The sequence below is a fragment of the Roseburia sp. AM16-25 genome, from assembly GCF_003473825.1.
Classification (GTDB): domain Bacteria; phylum Bacillota; class Clostridia; order Lachnospirales; family Lachnospiraceae; genus Pararoseburia; species Pararoseburia lenta.
Window position 1 is genome coordinate 128,426 of record NZ_QUCW01000001.1, and the last position, 20,938, is coordinate 149,363.

Annotated in this window: 17 protein-coding genes; 2 read left to right on the forward strand and 15 right to left on the reverse strand. The window is 44.3% G+C overall.

The genetic code is table 11. The annotated features are described in order from the left end of the window. Complete coding sequence (locus tag DW183_RS00625; protein ID WP_118280171.1) at positions 1 to 2,406, reverse strand: glycoside hydrolase family 2 TIM barrel-domain containing protein; 2,406 nt, start codon at positions 2,404 to 2,406, stop codon at positions 1 to 3. Between the two features lie 59 nt (positions 2,407 to 2,465). Further along, positions 2,466 to 3,965: an MFS transporter gene (locus DW183_RS00630; RefSeq protein WP_118280172.1), complete on the reverse strand. Its 1,500-nt coding sequence runs from the start codon at positions 3,963 to 3,965 to the stop codon at positions 2,466 to 2,468. 236 nt (positions 3,966 to 4,201) lie between these two features. Between DW183_RS00630 and DW183_RS00635 the strand changes: the two genes are divergently transcribed. Then, positions 4,202 to 5,311, forward strand: a complete 1,110-nt coding sequence (locus tag DW183_RS00635) for an AraC family transcriptional regulator (protein ID WP_118280173.1) — start codon at positions 4,202 to 4,204, stop codon at positions 5,309 to 5,311. Here DW183_RS00635 and DW183_RS00640 read toward each other — a convergent pair. The 12 genes from DW183_RS00640 to DW183_RS00695 form a co-directional block, all read right to left on the reverse strand. After that, positions 5,308 to 6,453 carry an ROK family transcriptional regulator gene (locus tag DW183_RS00640; RefSeq protein WP_118280174.1) on the reverse strand — a complete coding sequence of 382 codons (1,146 nt, stop codon included), beginning with the start codon at positions 6,451 to 6,453 and terminating at the stop codon, positions 5,308 to 5,310. The two genes, DW183_RS00635 and DW183_RS00640, sit on opposite strands and share 4 nt — an antisense overlap. Before the next feature lie 73 nt (positions 6,454 to 6,526). Next, on the reverse strand, positions 6,527 to 7,870 hold the full coding sequence (locus DW183_RS00645) for a fucose isomerase (RefSeq protein WP_118280175.1): 1,344 nt from the start codon (positions 7,868 to 7,870) through the stop codon (positions 6,527 to 6,529). Positions 7,871 to 7,953: 83 nt separating this feature from the next. Beyond that, positions 7,954 to 8,754: a sulfite exporter TauE/SafE family protein gene (locus DW183_RS00650; RefSeq protein ID WP_118280176.1), complete on the reverse strand. Its 801-nt coding sequence runs from the start codon at positions 8,752 to 8,754 to the stop codon at positions 7,954 to 7,956. 3 nt (positions 8,755 to 8,757) lie between these two features. Further along, on the reverse strand, positions 8,758 to 9,453 hold the full coding sequence (locus DW183_RS00655; protein ID WP_118280177.1) for a DUF4867 family protein: 696 nt from the start codon (positions 9,451 to 9,453) through the stop codon (positions 8,758 to 8,760). 12 nt (positions 9,454 to 9,465) lie between these two features. Further along, positions 9,466 to 10,323 (reverse strand): NAD(P)-dependent oxidoreductase, encoded by an 858-nt coding sequence (locus tag DW183_RS00660; RefSeq protein ID WP_118280178.1) that lies wholly within the window; start codon positions 10,321 to 10,323, stop codon positions 9,466 to 9,468. A 28-nt stretch (positions 10,324 to 10,351) separates the two neighbouring features. After that, a complete protein-coding gene (locus DW183_RS00665; RefSeq protein WP_118280179.1) occupies positions 10,352 to 11,038 on the reverse strand; it encodes a transaldolase family protein in 687 nt (228 codons plus the stop codon). Positions 11,039 to 11,063: 25 nt separating this feature from the next. Then, positions 11,064 to 13,013: an alpha-glucosidase gene (locus DW183_RS00670; RefSeq protein ID WP_118280180.1), complete on the reverse strand. Its 1,950-nt coding sequence runs from the start codon at positions 13,011 to 13,013 to the stop codon at positions 11,064 to 11,066. Positions 13,014 to 13,230: 217 nt separating this feature from the next. Further along, positions 13,231 to 15,051, reverse strand: a complete 1,821-nt coding sequence (gene glmS / locus DW183_RS00675; RefSeq protein ID WP_118280181.1) for a glutamine--fructose-6-phosphate transaminase (isomerizing) — start codon at positions 15,049 to 15,051, stop codon at positions 13,231 to 13,233. Between the two features lie 559 nt (positions 15,052 to 15,610). Beyond that, on the reverse strand, positions 15,611 to 16,399 hold the full coding sequence (locus DW183_RS00680; protein WP_118280182.1) for an arginase family protein: 789 nt from the start codon (positions 16,397 to 16,399) through the stop codon (positions 15,611 to 15,613). Between the two features lie 10 nt (positions 16,400 to 16,409). Continuing rightward, positions 16,410 to 17,276, reverse strand: a complete 867-nt coding sequence (locus DW183_RS00685; RefSeq protein WP_118280183.1) for a DMT family transporter — start codon at positions 17,274 to 17,276, stop codon at positions 16,410 to 16,412. Positions 17,277 to 17,403: 127 nt separating this feature from the next. Further along, positions 17,404 to 17,850, reverse strand: coding sequence for an Hsp20/alpha crystallin family protein (locus DW183_RS00690; RefSeq protein ID WP_118280184.1), 447 nt, complete (start codon positions 17,848 to 17,850; stop codon positions 17,404 to 17,406). A gap of 233 nt (positions 17,851 to 18,083) precedes the next feature. Then, the gene (locus tag DW183_RS00695) at positions 18,084 to 18,983 is read right to left on the reverse strand and encodes a GTP pyrophosphokinase (RefSeq protein ID WP_243069482.1); all 900 of its coding nucleotides are present in this window, start codon (positions 18,981 to 18,983) and stop codon (positions 18,084 to 18,086) included. A 191-nt stretch (positions 18,984 to 19,174) separates the two neighbouring features. Between DW183_RS00695 and DW183_RS00700 the strand changes: the two genes are divergently transcribed. Beyond that, positions 19,175 to 19,771, forward strand: a complete 597-nt coding sequence (locus DW183_RS00700) for a cytidylate kinase-like family protein (RefSeq protein WP_118280185.1) — start codon at positions 19,175 to 19,177, stop codon at positions 19,769 to 19,771. Positions 19,772 to 19,842: 71 nt separating this feature from the next. Here the strand turns inward: DW183_RS00700 and DW183_RS00705 are convergent, their stop codons facing one another. Beyond that, positions 19,843 to 20,853 (reverse strand): alpha/beta hydrolase, encoded by a 1,011-nt coding sequence (locus DW183_RS00705; RefSeq protein ID WP_158572987.1) that lies wholly within the window; start codon positions 20,851 to 20,853, stop codon positions 19,843 to 19,845. Positions 20,854 to 20,938 lie beyond the last annotated feature (85 nt).

Genomic DNA, 20,938 nt, shown 5'->3' on the forward strand with positions numbered 1-20,938 from the left:
TCACCTTCTTTTTGTCTGCAGGATAATTTGCTCTGCTTCGGTTCCCTTTGCACTCACATCAATCACGATTGTTCCCTCTTCTTCTGTGCTTTGTACATAAAATCCCATCTGCCCCATCCAGGAGTGGTAGGAATCGCCATCAAACGCTTCTTCGGTCACAGGATTTCCGTTGCCAATAGCGCGCAGGATTCCGTTCCCCAAAACACTGACCCTGATTTGCCTATCAGAAAGCATCTTTACAATACCAGCTGCATCAGTCAGAGAGACCAGCACAAACGTCATATCTTCTCCATCAGCTGTCAGAACTTCTTTTTCCGCTTTCACACAAAGCCTTGTTGCATCGCCTGCAGAAATAAGTTCATCCTCATCAATTTTATTTCCTTTTTCATCATAACTGACCGCCTTAAGTCTTCCCATTTGATAGATTGTCTCATAGGACGCCTTACAAAATTCTAATTTTTTTCGACCAAGAGACTCTCCGTTCTGAAACAATTCTACCTCGGTTCCTATACTATAGATTTCAATCTGCGCATTTTTCCCTTGACAGCCCGGCCAACTCCAACTATGTACAGCATCTGTATCGCGCCACATACCAAGGAAATACTTTTCACCGGAATGATTAACCGGTCTTACAGCGATATATGGTTTTTTATACTTCTTCCAAGCAATGGCTGCAGCATACATCTCCGTTTCTTTCTGTCCCAAAAGATTGATTGCTCCACACCCTCCACTGACACACGGATATGGTCGATTAAAGCCACCTTTTGCCTTTCCATAAATCGGAACGCCGACACCGGCTTCCCCCAAATAATCCATTGCTGTCCACATAAAATCACCAATCACATATGGGTGAGCCTCAACCAACTTCCATCGTTCTGCCATGGAATGCGGATAAGTCTCGGAACCTAACATGATACGTTTGGGATCATATGCATGATGTGGCTCATAACAATTTTCTGCATAATTCAGCCCTACAATATCCAGTTCATCAAAACAGGCTTTCAGTTTTTTCTCTACCTTTTTCGGTTTTCCCATCATTTTTTGGACAAAAGGTACTACCGTGACAATAATATTAGCCAGTAGACTTGCTGTCGCCTGGGCGTTCTTTGTCTCCTCGTAAGGATTCACACTGTCCTGAGGACTGCACTTAGATTTTCTTCCTCCCATCATGGACACCACTGGATTGATACAATTGATAACTGGTCTGGAAGCATCCAGTTTATGGCAGATATCAACCAAAATACGGTTCCACACAGCCCCTTCGTCACTACCTGTGTCCCCTATTTCGTTACCAATAGAATACATAATCACAGATGGATGACTGATATCCTTGCGGATCATGGCACTTACATCTTCTTCATAATACTTTTCAAAGTAAATAGAATAATCATAATCTACTTTCATGAATCTCCACTGATCAAATGCTTCATCCATCACATACATTCCATATTTATCACAGGCCGTCAGGAGTGCTTTACTTGCCGGATTATGTGCCGAACGAATAGCGTTAAATCCAGCCTCTTTTAAAAGTTTGATTTTTCGTTCTTCTATCCCATCATAAGCACAACTTCCCAAAATTCCATTGTCGTGATGAATACATCCGCCACGCAGTTTCACACTTTCGTTGTTAACCAGAAGTCCTCGTTCTGCCGACCAGCGAAGTTCTCGGATTCCAAAAAGAATGGCCTCCTGATCGACTACCTTCCCATTTCTCCGCAGTTCCGCCTTTAACGTATAAAGATATGGATGCTCGTCACTCCACAGTTTTACATGCGGCACGATCATTTCTGTATGGATACCGGATGCTTCTGACACCTTATTTTTATTATCATCCCAAAGTGTTATTTGCAATTCACAGCCAGTCACATCGTTTACTTTTGTAGTAACAGAGACATAGGCACACTGATTTTTATAATCAACCCGCTTTGTCACTGCTTCGATGCCATCTACACTTATATGGGAAGGAGCTCCTATATATAAATTCACATTGCGATAAATGCCGCTTCCTGTATACCATCGACTATTTGGTGTCCTGCTGTTATCTGCAATTACCGTAAGTTCATTTTCCGCATCCAAAATCAGATTTCTGCTAATATCCAGTACAAATCCGGAATAACCATAGACCCAGCCGCCAATTTTTTTCCCATTTAATATCACTGTAGAATTCTGATATATCCCTTCAAACTCGATTAACACAGACTTATCTTTCCATGCGCTATCTGCCCCAAAATGCTTGGTATATTGATATTTACCCCCGGGGAAAAAGCCTGCTGCTGCGCCATTTTTCATATTTACCAGTCTTTTTTCCGTCTGCATGGCATCATGAGGAAGTCTTACTTCCACTGGTTCGCTATGCTTCAACAGGTTCTGAAATGTCCATCCATCGTTAAATTTAATTTTTTTCATACTCTATCTGTCCTACCTATAATAATTGCGGCAGGAACTTCTTCCTGCCGTAACTCATCTTATTTACTTTCTCTTAAGGTTCCATCTTCATTAAAGCCGTTCTCAACTCGAAGTTGTTTTAAATCTCGTTCCAAGTGGAAAAATGCGAATAAGACAATGCTGATTGCAAGGAAAATAAGAGGCATTCCATTATAAGCAAAACTGATTCCTTTTAAGGCTTTATCAACCGTCGCTGCACCGCCCTCTACATAAGTGTCAAATCCTTTGGTTCCTAAAGCAGCAAGTGCTGCCCAATCTTCAAAACCATTTTTTGTAACTGCCTTAGTCAAGGTGTCAAATCCGGTTCCAGAAAGAATCAGACCGACGATCACGGAATTCAGACTCGTTGCCATCTTTTGCGCAAAACTAATAAATGCAGAATACATACCTTCCGCAACGACACCTGTTTTGTAACGTCCATACTCCATCAATTCATAGTTTACCTGAGACAAAACACAGGCATTGATGATGTTTGGCAGGCTGACCGCAAGATAACCAACCATCTGTGCCGCAATTGATTGTGGTAAGAACATTCGAATGATAATACCAATAATAGAAATCATCATGGAACCACTAATCAATTTTGCTGAGCCCATCTTTTTGGAAAGTTTTGGGATCGCAGCAAATACTGGAAACAATGCCACAGAAGCAGCCATAACAATGGAGAATGTTCCCAAATTGCCGTAAACATATTGGAAATAATACTGTCCTACACCAAACGAACTCATCATAACAATCATATACATGAAGTTGATCAGGGTAAACATAACCAGATATTTGTTCTTTGCCACGCTCTTTAGAAATACAGAAATCGGAACATTTTCTTTTTGTTTTTCCGGTTCATATCCTTCAAATGCAGCCAATTCCTCCTCGGAATATTCCTCACAGAGGAAAAATGCCATCAAACAAGCAACAATACCAATAATTGCTGTGATTGCCGCAATAATAATAAATCCTCTTTGTGAAGCATGGAAAATATTGATAACAGCCGGCAAGGCAATCTGCAGCCCCAATGACCCTATCGCATAAATTAAACCAATCACCGTCAAAGTCCGTACACGATTATCGTTATTTACAATGCTTCGCTTGATATGTGTTTCGTATGCAATATTTGCCATAGTTCCAAATATAGCACTGACCAGCGTGGATAATATTGTTATATAGACCACAATTCCCATGTCACTCATCAGGCTTCTTGGCGCCGCAAATACAAGTAAAGTCAGTATCCACATCGGAATGCCTGCAAGAACCCAAGGTCTCGCCTTGCCCCACTTTGTATGTGTTCTATCAACAATAGCCCCCATCAAAAGATCGGTAACAGCATCAATTGCCGTCTTGATTGCCATGCCAATGGAAATAGCGGCTGCTGCAATTCCAAGACTATTGGTAGCAAAATATGTTACCTCACCTATCATAAGTCCCTGTAAAATATTTCCCATCCTTACCATGGAAAAGCCAAGCAACTTTTTCTTAGAAAACTTTTCGTCTGCAATATTGAGACGTTTAATTTGATCTGCCATAGTATATCCTCCCTCGCATCCCAACTTGATAAACTTATTCTATCGTGAAAACTGGGAGATTTGAATTTCTCTACTATCCATTTTCTTATCATATATTCTTCAAATCCTCTTTTTCTTATCTGTGATAAACCAAATCACTTTTATTTTTCATGTGATTCCGTTATAATAAAAAAGAGTATTTGTATCATAGGGGCTTTCCTATGATATAAACAGATTGTGCTAAGAGGTATATAAAAGTGGAAATAAAAAACAGAGATCAGATTTATCATATTCTGCAAAATTTAAGTAATCTTGAAATTTCCTATGTGGATTACTCCCGACAGGAAATCAACTACAACGAATATCATACATATTTTGATTATTTCAACAACTATGTGATTCAAAATCACAATTTAACACGCTTCTACTTTCCAATTCCTAAAGATATGGAACATTTAGAATACCCAAATGACATCTCTAATTTTGATGTTATTTCAGATTCCTTGACATTTTTGCCTGGATTTGATATCTCCGTCAGCAAACTTTTTAATTTTCCCAAGTCTGCCACGCACCAGTGCAATTATTACAGTATGCTCTATCTTATGGAAGGAAATGCCCATCTGCAAATTCAAGATGTCAGTGTTCATGTTTTGCCAGGGGACTTTTACCTGATTCCTCCCAATACCCCTTACGCTGCTACGGCAGCCCCGGAGTCTATCGGTATTTTCCTCGATATGCGAAAAAGTTTTCTCAATTCTAACTACAAGTCCTTGTTTCAGGACGATGCCCGGTTGGAAAGATTTTTTATAAATTCTCTGAACCAGGATAGTTCTTCCACACATCTTGCCATCCATACGAACGCATCATCTATGCATCGCAACCGTATACTTGATATTTTTGCCGAATATATCAATCAGGAAAGTTTTAGCAATGCTGCTATGAAAAATCTCTTTTCACTTCTCATGATAGATCTCTTGCGGGATTCCAACACCAGAATTGAATCTCCAACACCTATCAGTGGCAGCGATACATTGTATCAGACTATCCTTGATGAGATACGCCGTAATTACCAAACGCTCTCTCTTAGTGAACTGGCAGAAAAAACGCATTTTTCCAAGCAGTATATCTGTAAAATCATAAAAGAAAAATCAGGGAATACATTTCAGAACCTTTTGCTCCATACAAGACTAAAAATGGTTGCGCAGTATCTGAATGACACTGCGCTCTCCATTGAAGAAATTGCTTTTTTATGTGGATTTTCCACACCGGCACATCTCAGCCGCTGTTTCAAACAAAATTTCGGCATCACGCCGAGTGCTTATCGCAAATCCGGCAATGTCAATGACACTGCACGCACTAAAAACTAGGAAAACAATAACATCTTGGTACAGATAGCTGCTGCACCGATATAGTGTTCCTTCTGCGCCAATTCAGAATAAATGATTCTATCCTGTCCCAAACTGGCGTCATAAGATGCACATGCCTGGATCAGTGCCTTTCGCACCTCCGGACTTTCAAAAAGGCTTCCGGTCAAAATGATACGATTTGGAGCCATGATGGTCGCTGAATTGACAATACTTCTGGCGAAGAGATCTAGGGCATCTGCCAACTGTCGTCCTATCTCGTCATCCGAATGACCACAATACAGACTGCCAAAGGCATCCTCAGAAAAAGGCGCGATCTTGCAAAGCGCCGCATAGGAAACTTTCGTTTCCAGACATCCCCGTCTGCCGCATTTACAGAGTTGCCCGTTTTTTTCAACGATAAAATGTCCCAACTCTGCGGCTTTGGCATGCCGTCCCTCATAGATCTCCTGATCGATGATAATGGCACAGCCAACACCGGGACCCCATTTGATGACCATAAGGTTATCGTGCTCTTTTCCTGTGCCATATAAAAGTTCTGCCACTGCAAAGGCATTGACGTTATTTTCCACATATACAGGAACTGTAAAGTGCTGTCCCAAAATCTTTGCTATCGGCACCGGCTCATCCCAGATGCCATATGCCTTAATACTGCTTCCGGTCGCCTTGTCCACAAGACCTGTGATACCAACGCCGATCGCAGCCAGCCTGCAGTCACCTGTCCCACACTCCTGCAAGAGTTTCTCGGCGGTCTGGCTCAACTTGTCCAAATAGGCTTGCGGTGTGATCGAAGTATTAGTCTTACAGCGTTTCTTTGCAGCAACCTGCCCGCGCAGATCCGTGATTGCCACGGTCGTATATTCCGGTTCGATCGTCATAGCACAAATATAAGACGCTTCATAGTTAATATCCAGAAGCACCTTCTTACGTCCTGCCCCACTGCTTTTCACATTGACTCCGGTCTCCACAAGAATTCCTTCTGCAAAAAGATCGGTACATATCTGCGTTACTGCCGCTGGAGTCAGCCCAAGCGCATCTGCCAAATCCTTTCTGGATGCCGGGCCGTGGTCGTTTATAAATTTTAAGATTGCCGCACGGTTTCTTTTGCGTACCGTTTCCATATTTGCACCGGTATGTCGAATCATAATCCCGCCTTTCTCCTTAAATAAAATCTAGCCTGACACACGATTGCGCCAGACTCGATCGCCTGTGACGCATTTAATATCTCTGTACTTCCATATTAAGCATTCCTGCCAAAATTTCAAGTTCTGCCGCTACATTTCCATAGGCAACCACAAAATGCGGCTCCCATCCAGCCTCAACACTTTCATAGACAATGGTCTTTGCATCTGCGTTCGTCTTTACTACCAGAGATGTACCATTAAACTGCTTTGGTTTGTCCAGGGCTTCCCCGCCGGCAATAAAGAATCGGAAGTCTCCGTCACTATCCTTACCGATACGGAAAATGGTAACTTCCTTGCATGGCTTACATCCAAAATCAAGGGTTGGACCAATCTTTCGATTGCAGTGTACATCGACCTTTGCCCCGGTATCCTCTCTTGCCAAAGAGCAGGCTGCCGTTCCACAATGCCAGAAAGTGATGGTATTTTCTTTTTCATCCATGGAAACCGGATCGCCAAAGAAAGTTGCCTGCTGTGTCAGCTGCATACCCAGATACATGGAAAGTGCTCCATAAGTATCCGCCTCACAACTTGCTGCCACGCCAAGGTCATTTAACATGGCAAGCACGGCGCAGACCGGTGTCCCAAATGCGGTAAAGAAGTCCGGCCAGCAGCGGGATGCCAATGCCCCTACATGATGGTCTTTTACATATTCCTTGTAAGCACGATAGAGTCTGGCAAAATCCTTGCGGTTTTGCTCCGGTGTATTTTCCAGACCGCACATACGCTCTCCTGCATCTGCCAGATAGTCTTTTACATCCTCATCACTGTATCCCTTAGCGATGTCGATCAATTCCCTTGCTTCAATGGATTCTAAACTTGCTCCAAAGTTTTCCAGCATTTCCAGATCCAGCGCGCGTCCAAACCCAAAGCCCTGCGGTGTATGTCCTACCGCTGCTACCGTCAGATGACGCATATCGTATTTTAATTTTGCAGCGCGTATGGTTGCGCCAACTTTCGCCCTGACTTCTTCCTCCTCCGGTGAGCCAAAGATATAGTTGAGCGGCTCCTTACGGAACGCCTTAATGGCATTTGCTGCAGAGTAGGCACCAGTCAGCGAATTCAAGCGGAGTCTGCCGCCATCAATGGCCGGCTCACGCAGGGTCCAAAGAAGGATCGGGCAATCCAGTTTCTTTAATACCTCGCTTGCATAGGCTGCATTGGCAAAGGTAATGTTCTGTAAAATCACGAGATCCGGTTGGCACTCTTCCAAAAATGCATCCAAAAGGTCAATGGATAAGAGCATCTCCTTTGGAAAGACGCAGGCATCCGTCAGACTCTTGATCAAAGCCACCGATTTATCAAATTCCTTCTGTGCACTTTCCAAATGAAAGGTCGGTACACCGATCGGTACATATGCTATCTGAAATTCTTTTTTCATCTTTCTATAACTCCTTTTTGCACATCATCTATGTACATTTTTCTTCATATTATTTGCTCTGGTCAACCAAAAGCCGCAAAACATCACTTACACAAAAGACTGATTCCGGCAATGCAGAGCAGAATATAGGTCAGCACGGTAAAAACCGTCTGACTCATCCGTTTAAACAAAATACCGCCCAAAAACATGCCGCCAAACAAAAACGGCACAGAGATTGCCTGGATCCGTATGGTGTTCATAGTGTAGTAACCTGCCATGATGTCGCTGACAAGGATCATGCTGTTTAAGATGATCCAGATCGCAGATACCGTCCTGCGGAATTCCTCCTTGCTTTTGGTGTGATTGGACAAATAGGTGATGATCAGTGGTCCGCCGGAGACAAAGATACCATGCACGACACCGGAAAAAAGAAGCAAGGCTCTGGCACTCGCCGTCATGCCCTTTTCAATGTAATGCTCTCGTTCTTCGGTAGACCCTTTGGACTTTCTTGGACTTTTATCCATGATACCAAAGCCGTTTTCCCATGCGTACTTGCCAAAAGCGATCAGACCTCGTGCACCGATACCTATGACAAAGATGCCCAGCGCCGCATACAGCAGACGTTCGTGTCCGGTAAAGAAATGTTTTACCAGAATACCGACGATGATACCAATGCCCATATAGCAGGTCACACGCTTTAGTTCTCTGATATTTACATTCTTATAACCACCCACGACAACATATATGCCGGCGATGATCCCCAGCACATTTAATACCGGCTTTGCGACCAAATAGCCCACCAGATGGATAGAAAAAGGCATTGCCAGGATCGTTCCCGCAAACCCTGTGATACCCTGGATAATGTTTGCCAAAAAGATCACTATGTAAAACAGTATTTCGGACATAACTTACTCCTTTGGATAGAACAATTCCTTGTTCTCCCCGGTCACACCACCATGGGCTCCCTGCTTCATCAGAGGCTCACGATCCGGGTGCGCAATGACCCATTTGTTCCTCTGTAACAAAAGAATGGCTTCCTCATCCCCGGTTTGCTGCTTTGCCTGCTTTTCTGCCTGGCTCAAAGGGGTATTGGTTCCCCGCGGCAAAATAACGATGTCCTTAAATCCCTCGTCCGTCACGCGCAGAGGAGACAGGTGAAGCGTGGTCTGGTACATCTCGATTGCCGTTCCCTTCGGTACAAAGAAAACCGTCGCCTGCGATACGTCATAAGTATTGTGACAGATATCATAATTATGTCCTAAGACCAGCATAAAATCCGTGATCGCGATATTGATCTCACTGCCTTTATGATATTCAAAGCCATTGTATGTCGTATTTCTGCCATTACAATAACCAATCTGGATCGGCATACCACCGTAAAAACTTGCAGCGATCTGTTCTGCTACCGGCTCGCTCTCCATCTCTTCCACCGATGCCACATAGACATTTCCATCTTCCGGGATCTGTGACGTCAGATTCATATAGGTTTCCAGTTCTTCAAAATCATATCCCTTGATAATCCGTCCGAAGGAGGAAAACTCTGCATCCTCAACCGAATAGATCTTCACATCATTACATGCGTTTAACGCTTCCAATAACTCCATCTTTTTATCCCTTTACTGCTCTCTTACGACCTTGATCGTTGCGCAGAAATCTTCCTTTCCATAGCCTGCATCCATAGCCGCCTGATAAACGCGAAGTGCATTTTCCTCGCCCGGCATGGATACGCCACATTCTTTTGCAAGGTTCATACAGATATTGACATCCTTGTATTCATTTTCGATAGAAAATGCTGTGGTATAATCCTCTTTTGAGATCGGCTCCTTCTTAGAATCCAGGTAGAAGTTCTGACCTCCACCATAGGAGATTGCCTGTGCAAAAGTCATGATGTCGATGCCATTGGCTGCCGCCAAAGTAGATGTCTCGTTGACACCGTTCTGGATCTGTGAAACCAAAGCGTTGTGACAGATCTTCATGACCAGCCCCTTGCCGTTGTCTCCCATACGGATCACATTTTCTCCCATATAAGAAAGGATTGGCCTCATAGCCTCAAAAGTAGCCTCGTCACCACCGACATAGATACCGAGTTTACCTGCAATAGCTGCAGGTTTACTCTTAACAACCGGGGCATCGATAAACTGTGCGCCTGTTGCCTTGACCATCTCTGAGATCTCAACAGAAACAGACGGATCGATCGTTGACATATCGATACAGGTCTTTGTAGCATCCAGTACCGGAAGGACTTCATTGTAGACACTTCTGGAATGTTCTGACTTTGGCACCATGGAAATGATGACATCTGCATGTTCCGCTACTTCCTTGGAACTGCTGCATGCTACGGCTCCCACTGCCTCCAACTGCTTTACCTTTGCTTCGACAAAGTCAAAAACATATACCTTGTCGTCATGCTTCTTTACAATATTTTCACACATGGACTCGCCCATGATGCCGAGTCCGATAAATCCGATCTTCATTACCTAACCTCCTGATTTTCCTGCAAATTTACTCTGTGACTGTCTTATCCCATGCGCCCTGGAATTTTGCCATGCCGTAATCTGTAAATGGATGATACATGCTGTCCTTATATACCTGCAATCCTGCGGTCACGATATCAGCACCTGCTCTTGCGCAGTCAACAAACTGCTTACCGTTACGAACGGCTGCACAGATGATCTGGGTCTTGCCATAGAATCCATAATTCTTGTAAATATCAACGATATCCTGGATATATTCCTTGCAGTCTTCACCACTGTTTTCCTTCCATCCGATGAATGGAGAAACGAAAAGGGAACCATTCTTTGCAGGAACGATAGCCTGTGATGCTGAGAAAACTAAGGTCACATTGGTTCTGACACCCTTTTTCTCCAAAATTCTTGCGGCCGTGATACCGGACTGTGTACAAGGGATCTTGATGACAAAGTTGTCGCACATGGCAGCGATCTCAGAGCCCATAGCCACCATTTCATCTACATCATCCAGATGTGGGTTAATCTCAACAGAGATTGGGAACTTTTCATAACCTACGATGTCCTTTTCCTCTACAAACTCTACCATGTCTTTTAAAACTTCCTTGAATGGCTTACCGGACAACATGATGTGGTTTGGGTTTGTTGTAACACCATCAATACCAAATGTGTCATATGCCTCACGGATCTCGTTAATTTTTGCACTGTCTAAAAAATACTTCATTTTCGTAATCTCCTTTTTATAAATTTTATGCTTGGGCTACTTGCATGAGTGCTTCGTAGTCTTTACTGTCTTTTCTAACAAATACCGGTGGTTTGCCGATCGGTGCTTCCACGATCATATGTCCGCCTACATATTCCTTGCCGTCAAAAATGTTGACCCAGCCATCGCTTGGCAGATAGATCGTGCGGCTCTTTGCGCCTTCTTCATAAACCGGTGCTACCAGAAGGTCCCTGCCTAAAAGATACTCTGTCTTTTCGGTGTAGGCTTCTGCCTCATCATAATGATAAAAGAGCGGGCGCATGACCGGTGTGCCATCGCTGATCTCCTCAGCCACCAGACCCTTGAGATAATCTTTTAAAGCGACATGCATCCTGCCGCACTTGGCAAGTTGCGCCAACAGTTCCTCGTCATCATCAAACTGCACATTGTTGACCGGCTGGTTGCCCTCATGGGTACGGAAGAGTGGTGAAAATACATTCATTTCCTCCCAACGCAAGAGCAATTCCTTGCTGCGTCGCATATGCATGATAGTGGTATAACCGCCGACATCCGAATGGGCGATACCGTAACCGCTCATAGCAAGAGATAAGGTCGCCGGGATCACTGCCGGCAGTCCGTCATCAATAGACCAATCAACATGCTGATCGCCCGTCCACATCATATGGGAATGTGCGATCGTTCCGGTATGTCCTGCTCTGGTAAAGAAGAATACCTGACCTTCCTTGCCGCATTCTGCAACGGCTTCCTGATTCATCTTTGCCCAGATCGCCGGCCACTGGTTATGGATGATCGCCGGATCCTCTCCACTGTAAAGCACAGCGTCGATCGGCAGATACTCACCAAAATCTGCCATCCAGCCACCCATGCCAAGTCCGATCATATTTTCCTTGATCAGTCCCTTGTACCACTCGTATGCCTCTGGGTTGGTAAAATCAACCATAGCTGCCGGGAAAGTCGTAATGGTCACCAGATAATCTTTGCCCTCGCGATCCTGGACACAATAACCGTGCTCAGATGCATATGCATATAAGTCCTTTTCAATGGCAATGAATGGATTGATGTAGCCTAAGAAACGGACACCTTCTTCTTTCCATTCTGCGATCTTTTTATCCAGTCCCGGATAAAGTTCCTGATCCCACTCCCAGTTCCACATGACCTGATAGCCGAAACCGGTTCTTCTGCAGCCTGACCAGTCCTGACACCAGACACCGACCACAGGAACGCCTGCTTCCTTTGCCTTTTTGATCTTGGCATCTACAACATCTGTTCCCTCCTGGATACCCAGGATCACGCCGTCATATAACCAATCCGGCAATGCCTTTTGTCTGCCAAGGAGTCCTGTCAGTTTGCGGGATACCTCTGCAAAATCCTGACCGCTGTCTGTGATGATGACCGGCGGCTCCTGGAAATATAAGGTGATCTTTCCGGCATCGGTAAAATCAAACTCGCTGTAGGCATTGATATCGCAATGCACATAATATTTGTCACTGGAAACAAAGGTCGGCTGTGCATAGTAGGATTCGTATTTGTCAAAGGAAAGTTTCTTGTCCGGGTGCTTACCCAGTAACTTTTCCTTAATGATCTTTTTGGAAATACGTCCGGTGTTCTGATGCTCTGCCACCCAGATACGTACATTCTGTCCTTTCAGATCTAGTTCCGAATAGGTCTCCCCACAACCGTAGATATGCTCCTTTGGATTGGTCACAAAGGTCAGCCAGTAACGATTGACCCCCGGCTTTTCCTCTCCCACATAAGCCAGACGGATCTGTGAACCCTGCTGGGTCACGGCAAACTGATGTACCTGCTCTTTGGCACTGCTTCCTTTCGGATCTACATAGGTCAAAAGATAGCCCTCCTCGGTCTTCTCCTGATTCTGTAAGGTCAGTTTTCTTTTCCCGGAAATCTTCTGTTTGTACTTGAAACTTCCTCTGGACATGGAAAACTGATTCTCCCCGGAACCAATGCTTACTTCCATTTTTAAAATCTCTTCAATTCTTATTGTAAAAACCCCCTCGCTTTAATTTTTTAATTCGTTTAACTAATTATAGAACCTAGATCAGTAAAATGCAAGTATATTTTTTAAACTTATTAAATAATTGATGTCTGCATAAAAAAGAGAAAGCAGATATATCTGCTTTCCCAATTCTTTGACCTGTGTTGATAATATGACATTGTCCTCATTTTTTTCGATTTTATTCTACAGTTACAACTTTTGCCAAGTTTCTTGGCTTATCTACGTCCAGCCCCTTATCTGCTGACACATAGTAGGAGTAGAGTTGCAAAGCAACGATCTCCGGGAATGACATATATTCGTCGTCCAGATTTGGCAGACCGATCACATGATACTCATCGCTCTGGGCAAAGTCCGCTTTCAGTTCTTCCTTGGTCAGGAGCACGACATTGGCACCTCTCGCCTTGATTTCTTTTACATTGGAAAGTTCCTTGGAGATCAGTTTGGTCTGGGTCGCTGCTGCAATGACCGGTGTCCCGTCTGTGATCAGGGCGATCGGTCCATGCTTCAATTCTCCGGCAGCATACGCCTCGGAATGGATGTAAGAGATCTCCTTGAGTTTTAAGGCTCCCTCCAGCAGAACCAGATAATCCATGCCGCGACCGATCATAAAGAGGTCGCTTGCCATGATCACTTCCTTAGCCTGACGATGGATGTCGTCTTTGATGGCAATGACCTGGGTAATAGCATCCGGCACTCTTCTGAGATTTTCCAGTGCATGCTCCAGATCCGCCTCTGTCATCCTGCCCCGCAAAGATGCACAGCGCAATACCAGAAGATAAAAGATCATCAACTGGGTCGTATATGCCTTTGTGCTGGCAACCGCGATCTCAGGTCCCGCATCGGTATAAAGCGTATAATCTGCGATACGGGAAATGGATGAACCTCTGACATTTAAGACTGCCAGACAGGCAGCGCCTTCTTTTTTCGCTTTCTTTAATGCTTCCATGGTATCAATGGTCTCGCCGGACTGGGATACTGCGATAAAGAGTGTGTCCTTATCCAAGACGGTGTCCGAATAGATAAATTCCGATGCCATCTCTGTCTCGACCGGAATACCCAGCCATTTCCGAAACAGATGAGCTCCCATCATGCCTGCATGCAAAGCGGTTCCGCATGCTACGATGCAGACGCGGTTAAAAGAGGTCAGCATTTTATCCACAGCCCCTTCATAGCCAAGATCGATACTGCCATCCACCAGGTAGTTTGTCAGGATCCGCTTCAAAGCCTCCGGCTGCTCGTTGATCTCTTTTTCCATATAATAAGCATAGCCCTGCTTGCCGGTGTTTCCTGCATCCCAGTCAACGACCTGCATTTTCGGCTGCACTTCCTGTCCATTGAAATCAACAACAGAAACCTGCGCCTTGGTCGCCTTTAAGATACACTTTTCATCCAAGACAAAAAACTCCTTGGAATACTCGTACAAGGCAGCCGGATCGGATGCCAGAATGGTCAGTTCCTCGTTCTTTGCCACAACGATCGGGCTTACGTTTCTGGTCGCATAAATGGTATCCGGGATATCATCAAACATGACCACTAAAGCATAGGTACCCTTTAATTTCTTGACCGTTCTGCGGATGGCTTCATTCGGATCTCCCTTGTAAAACTTGTTCAAAAGAGCCGCTACCACCTCGGTATCCGTCTCTGATACCAACTGGTCTTCCACCTCATACTCTTCACTCAGTTCCTTGTAATTTTCCACGATCCCGTTGTGGACCAGAGTTACTTTTCCCACACGATGTGGATGCGCATTTGTATCAGACACGCCGCCATGGGTCGCCCACCTTGTATGACCGATGCCACAGGTATAGTCACCGGTTTTCGGAGAAATCTCCCGCAGGTCTTTGACACGTCCCTGGCATTTGTGAATCTCCGGCAGGCTCTCGCCGGCTCTTCGGATAGCAAATCCCGCACTGTCATAACCTCTGTATTCCAGCAGTTCCAGCCCGTTTAAAATGCCATTTAAAGCATCATTTCCAATAAATCCTATGATTCCACACATATTTTAAATCCTCATTCTTTCTATACGAAGCAGCCGGATGATCCACCGGACTGCAATTATTTTTTCTTACTCTCATTATATTGGATTTGTTTTGTAGTTACCCACATATTTGCCAATATATGTCGCATTGAGATCTACGGAAGGGCATCCGCCGAATTTTCGATAACCCTTCTCCTCGTCGACCTTTTTCTAAGGTCCTGGCGCTAAACTGAGGACAATGTGTCACATATTATCAATTATTCACTTGTCAAAGTTCTCCGTGAGATTATATACTGCCTCCATAAAAATGTCAAACTGCGCCGCTTTTATATGCCTGCTATCAGCATATGAAAACTATAAATTTTATTTCTGAAATTCTTCATATTTCTTTAATAAAGGCAACACAGTTTCGTCACATCTGACCTGTAATATAAATAATGTCGAAAGACAAGAACATAACTTTTTCATAACTCCCCCTTACTTGAAAGTGATGTGTGCGTTGCATCACTTTCTTTTTTTGTGTAAGGCATGAACATGCATTTCGGCACATTCCTTTGTGTTCCTTGCTAGATAAAAGTGCTTATTCCAGCGTTTCCACAAGTCTCCGGTTGCACCGGTCATTGATCTGACAGGTGCCTGCCTCCTGTGTCTGCTTCCAGCGCGCATCCTCCCCGCAGATATCCATACCAAGAATTTTGTCTGCTCTTTCCCTGATCTCCTGCAATTTTTCCACTGCTTCATCCAGAGTCATATCTCCCTGATCCCAGTCGCAGACAGCATCTTCTTCACGCAAAACATCCTTGTCAAAAGAGACATAGATGGGATGCTTTTCCTGTAAAAAATCCGGCATGCCGATCCGGATCTTTTCCCACAATTTCTTTGCAGATATCGTATTTCCTGTCGCATCAGACATTTGCACGCCTGCTTTATTGCTTGCCTCATCTTCTGCGCGTACGTCCTCGATCAGATGCGCATCCACACCCACAAGATATACCCTTTGCAACTTTTCATTGGTCAGCAGTGCTTCCCTTACCCAGCCGCCGCAGGAGGTGATACCGCCCCAGGACGGAGCCTGTAAGTCCGGGTGATGATCAAATAAGATCAAAGAAAAAGGTTCTTTTATCTTTTCCAGCCAGAGCAGGGACAGATAGTGATAATTTCCGGAATCCAAAAAATGTATGCCCTCATAAGAATAAGGTCTTACCCTCTCACGCAGGCTTTCTTTTGCCGCATCATCGCAGTAGCAATTTGTCCCCTCGATATCCTGACAAGTGATCTGACATATTTGCCAGCCCTCTTTCTTTTCTTTATAAAATGTCTGCTCGGCATATGCCCCGGACATATGCATAACAACCATGAGTTTTTTCATATTTACCCTCTTATGCTTCTTTTTTCTTGCGGATCAAAAACATGGCAATACCGGCGCCGCAGATGATCAGATAACCCAGAATACTGATAACATCCGGCACTTCCCCAAGGAAGATGATGCCAAGCAGGGCAGCAAAGACGATCTGCGTATAATCATAGACGGATAATTCGCTCGCCGGCGCATAGGTATAAGCCGCCGTGATGGAGAACTGTCCCAGCGTTGCGGAAAGTCCCGCCATCAAAAGGGATGCCAACTGCCACCAGGCAAGAGGCTGGTGATCGACGATGATAAAAGGAACGGCACACAGGCAGGAAAATACGGAAAAGCAAAAGACGATCAGCGGTCCCGGAGCCCCATGCTTGGACGCAATGCGCACATTAGTGTAGGCAAGCCCCGCTCCCATACCGCCGATCATACCAATAAATGCAGGCAAAGTTGCAACGCTGTCAAAGCCCGGGCGCAGGATAAAAAGTGCTCCGATAAATGCCGTGATCACACAGATCAACTGGTATGGCTGAATCTTCTCTTTTAATAGGAAATAAGAAAAGATAATGGCAAAGAAAGGGGATAACTTATTGAGCATGGATGCATCTGCAATATAGAGTTTCCCGATCGCATAAAAGTTTGCAAAAATACCGACGGTTCCAAAAAGGGAACGAAAGAAGATATACTTGCCGCTGCCTTTGGGAATAGAAAAGGCTATATGCTCCTTTTTCATGACAACAAAGGCAAAAAAGACGGCGACCAGATTCCGAAAGAAACTTTTTTCGATCGCCGGAAGATCTCCCGCCAGTTTGACAAATAAATTCATAAAGGCAAAACCAAATGCCGCCAGGATAATATAGAAAATCCCCTTATATTTTTCATTGATCTTCATGTGTGATTAACTCCTATCATAAAACATTTCATTTCATTATAGCACACCCGGACAAATAAGGTTACAAACAGGAAAAAGGACAAAAAAAAGAACCGGTGCCCGAAAGCACCGGCTCTGGATCGTCCGATTATCCTTCAATGGAAATGAAGTGTTTCTCAGGAACCGCCTTTGGCTGCTCCTTCGGAATAGATAATTTTAGGATACCATATTCATACTTCGCATGAATATCTTCCTCGGTGATACCTTCACCGATATAGAAACTCCTGCTCATGCTGCCGGCATAACGCTCACGACGCAGGTAGTGTTTCTTTTCGTCCTCCTCGTCTTTATCCAATCCTTTTTCTGCACTGATGGTCAGGTAACCATCATTTAATTCCAACTGGATCTCATCTTTCTTAAATCCCGGAAGGTCAATATCGACTTCGTATCCTTTCTCTGTCTCTTTGACATCTGTCTTCATCATGTTCTTCGCATGTTTACCATACAAAGCCTTGTCAACATCATGGAAGGAAGCGTCCATCCAGTTATCAAACTCATCAAATAAATTCTCTCCAAAAATACTAGGCATTAACATAAGTCATCTCTCCTTTTCTACCGTGCCGCCTCTGGCAACACCTCATGCTTGTTTACCTTGTTTCTTTGGAACGAAGTTGTTAAGGAAACTCGGGGAACATCTGGTTCTCTTTTTATTCCCTCTTCCTTTGTTCTGACTATGTTATAGCACCATTTATTAGCACTGTCAAGAGGTGAGTGCTAATTTCACATATTTTTCACACTTTTTATCTTATTGTCAGTCAATAGAACTTTCTATCCCTCCAACACATTATTCATGTATTCCATCTTCTCTTCTGCCTGATAGATGAGTTTGCTGCACTCCAATAACTCACCTGTAAAATCCACACCGATATCCTGATACAGGGACTTGTACTTGATATCATGTTCCAGACTTGCCCACATATCCATGGCCTCGGTACGAATCTGCACCTCGACCGGTACGAACTGCTTCTTATTCATAAAATAGACCGGCACACGGATGATCATGTGCAGACTGCGGTAGCCGTTCTTTTTCGGATTGGCAATGTAGTCCTTGATCTCCATGATATGTACATCATCCTGTGCCATCAAACGGTCACGGATCAGATATACATCCTTGATGTAAGGACATACGACACGAACTCCGGCAATATCATAGATATTGTTGCAGGCAACATTCAAAGAAAGATCCAGATCCTTTTTCTCCAACTTGCCGACAATGCTCTTCATAGACTTTAATCGCGTATCAATATGATGGATTGGGCAGCGGAGTCCGCGATACTTGAACTCATCCTTGATGATGTTCATACGGGTTTCCGTAACGTTCATAGCCGCATTATACATGCGAAGGATCGGATCCATGGTGTGCATAAATTCATCATGGATATCCGCCATATGACGCATATCTTCCCCGGTCGTCGCCTGTGAGGTCATGAGTTCATAGACCTCGATCGTCTCTGCCCTACCATCGACGGTCTGGTATGCCGTTGAACCCCGTTCTTCTTCATAGGTCTCCTGCACTTCTATATCCTGTTCGATTGTTTCTTCTTGTCTTTCTTCCATATCCTGTTTCCCCTTTTTCATTTTCTTCCCCTTGTTCTTGGTCTTTGCATCTGTCCCCATATTTACAGATGCCACGGTCTGTTTTCGTACTGCTCTCGCTGCGCTTGACATACTATCAATCCCCCTAACTTACTTTCTTATTATATCCAATTTCCGGTAAAAGTGGGTGAACTGGATATTAACTTTTTATTAAATAAAGTTTATAATTGCAGGACAAATTTAACAAATCTTTCGAGATTTCGCATTGATTTTTCTGACAATTTTAAATATAATAAGGGTAAGAAAGAAGGGAGGTAATGCATATGTACCCAGTAATAACGATAAGTAGAGAGTTTGGTAGTGGCGGACACAGCATTGGCGAAAAGGTTGCAGCCAAACTCGGTATACCATTTTATGACGGGGAAATTGTGACACGCGTGGCAGAAGAAAGTGGCTATGCCAAAGAATTGATCGAAGAACAGGGCGAATACTCTACCTCTGCGAATAAATGGTTTGACATTTCAGCAGCCAGTGCCATGTATTTCCAAAGTCCACAGGACGAGATCTTCATCGCGCAAAAGCGCGTCATCCTTGACTGTGCAGCCAAAGGACCATGCGTCATTGTCGGACGCTGTGCGGATTATATCCTGCGCAAAGAGGACGTCAAATGTCTGAACGTCTTTATCCATTCTGACATGGAACATCGTACAGAGCGTGTTCTCAAACGCTATGGCGAGATTAAGAATGTCGGCATTGAAAAACGTCTTGCCAAAAAGGATAAGCAACGTAAGACCTACTACAAATACTACACCGATCAGCAGTGGGGTAACTACCACAATTACGATGTAGCCCTAGATAGTGGGGAACTCGGCGAAGAAACTTGTGTTCACATTATCTGCGAACTCTACAACAAAAAATAAGCATTTTAAAAGTGGGTACCTCGGATTTTCCATCCTTGGTACCCACTTTTTATATATGCACTTACTTCGTCTCAATTTTCTTTTTCTGCTACATTTTCCTGCCAGAAATCCACAGCCTCTTTCAACCATTTTTCTGCACTGGTTCCCAGTCCCAGACCGATGCCATGTGGCAGGGCGAAAAACCTGCGGTAGCGATACTTGATATGATGGTCTTCGAGCGCATCTACCATGACCTCAGCATGATGGGACGCCGGAACGAGTACATCACGTCCACCGGAAAAAATATAGGTCGGCGGATAATCATCTCGCACCTGCTTTTGCACACATAGAGACTCTCTCTTTTCATGATTGCAGGAACGGCCGAACATATAGATAAAGCCACGCTCAGACAGCCAGACACCCATGATTCCTTTCCAGATATTCCAATATGGGTGATCCAGCCAGTGCTGCATATTGGTCCACGGATAACCCAGCATGATAGTTGCCGGACGGCGTGTGCCATACTCCTCATATCCATGATTATGGCTGGCATAGATACCCGCAAGATTGCCTCCGGCTGAAAAACCACAGAGGGCATAGCCTTCCGGGTCGATGTTGTACTCAACCTGATGCTCCTCAATATGCTTGATTGCACGCGATACATCCTCCATCGGTGCATATGGGGTACAGTGAAAGCCGGTACGATATTCCAATACAAAAGCGGTATATCCCATCTCGTTAAACTTTGCCGCGATCGGATAGCCTTCTTCTCGTGTCACACAATGCGCGTAGCCACCGCCCGGTAAGATCAGCACATATTTTGTCTTTTCTCCGGAATCATTCGGAAATACACTCAAACGAACAGTTCCCAAGTCTTTATCCTCATAAATCTCGTCCAGAGAATAGACCGGCAACTGACGAAAACGTCCCTGGGCTGTCAATTGCTTGATACGCGCCTTGCCATATTTTACGCCATTGCAGAAATGCTTAACAATATACATACGGATGACCGAATAACAAGTCAGCACCAATGACAAAAACAAATAAATAACAAGCAGATTGTAAAAAATTTCTCCCCAGTTGTTGCCCGGCATAGCACTCATAGCACTTATCTCCCTTAAAAAACAAATTCTGTCAGAGCATTGTACCATATTCTGCCAGAGAAATAAAGATGCGCCCTGCAGGGAT

Bases quoted from the DNA above. Each gene is read 5' to 3' on its own strand.
- DW183_RS00625 (WP_118280171.1), bottom strand. From the start codon at position 2,406: ATGAAAAAAATTAAATTTAACGATGGATGGACATTTCAGAACCTGTTG.
- DW183_RS00630 (WP_118280172.1), bottom strand. From the start codon at position 3,965: ATGGCAGATCAAATTAAACGTCTCAATATTGCAGACGAAAAGTTTTCT.
- DW183_RS00640 (WP_118280174.1), bottom strand. From the start codon at position 6,453: ATGATTCGACATACCGGTGCAAATATGGAAACGGTACGCAAAAGAAAC.
- DW183_RS00645 (WP_118280175.1), bottom strand. From the start codon at position 7,870: ATGAAAAAAGAATTTCAGATAGCATATGTACCGATCGGTGTACCGACC.
- DW183_RS00650 (WP_118280176.1), bottom strand. From the start codon at position 8,754: ATGTCCGAAATACTGTTTTACATAGTGATCTTTTTGGCAAACATTATC.
- DW183_RS00655 (WP_118280177.1), bottom strand. From the start codon at position 9,453: ATGGAGTTATTGGAAGCGTTAAACGCATGTAATGATGTGAAGATCTAT.
- DW183_RS00660 (WP_118280178.1), bottom strand. From the start codon at position 10,323: ATGAAGATCGGATTTATCGGACTCGGCATCATGGGCGAGTCCATGTGT.
- DW183_RS00665 (WP_118280179.1), bottom strand. From the start codon at position 11,038: ATGAAGTATTTTTTAGACAGTGCAAAAATTAACGAGATCCGTGAGGCA.
- DW183_RS00670 (WP_118280180.1), bottom strand. From the start codon at position 13,013: ATGGAAGTAAGCATTGGTTCCGGGGAGAATCAGTTTTCCATGTCCAGA.
- glmS (WP_118280181.1), bottom strand. From the start codon at position 15,051: ATGTGTGGAATCATAGGATTTATTGGAAATGATGCTTTAAATGGCATT.
- DW183_RS00680 (WP_118280182.1), bottom strand. From the start codon at position 16,399: ATGAAAAAACTCATGGTTGTTATGCATATGTCCGGGGCATATGCCGAG.
- DW183_RS00685 (WP_118280183.1), bottom strand. From the start codon at position 17,276: ATGAAGATCAATGAAAAATATAAGGGGATTTTCTATATTATCCTGGCG.
- DW183_RS00690 (WP_118280184.1), bottom strand. From the start codon at position 17,850: ATGTTAATGCCTAGTATTTTTGGAGAGAATTTATTTGATGAGTTTGAT.
- DW183_RS00695 (WP_243069482.1), bottom strand. From the start codon at position 18,983: ATGTCAAGCGCAGCGAGAGCAGTACGAAAACAGACCGTGGCATCTGTA.
- DW183_RS00700 (WP_118280185.1), top strand. From the start codon at position 19,175: ATGTACCCAGTAATAACGATAAGTAGAGAGTTTGGTAGTGGCGGACAC.
- DW183_RS00705 (WP_158572987.1), bottom strand. From the start codon at position 20,853: ATGAGTGCTATGCCGGGCAACAACTGGGGAGAAATTTTTTACAATCTG.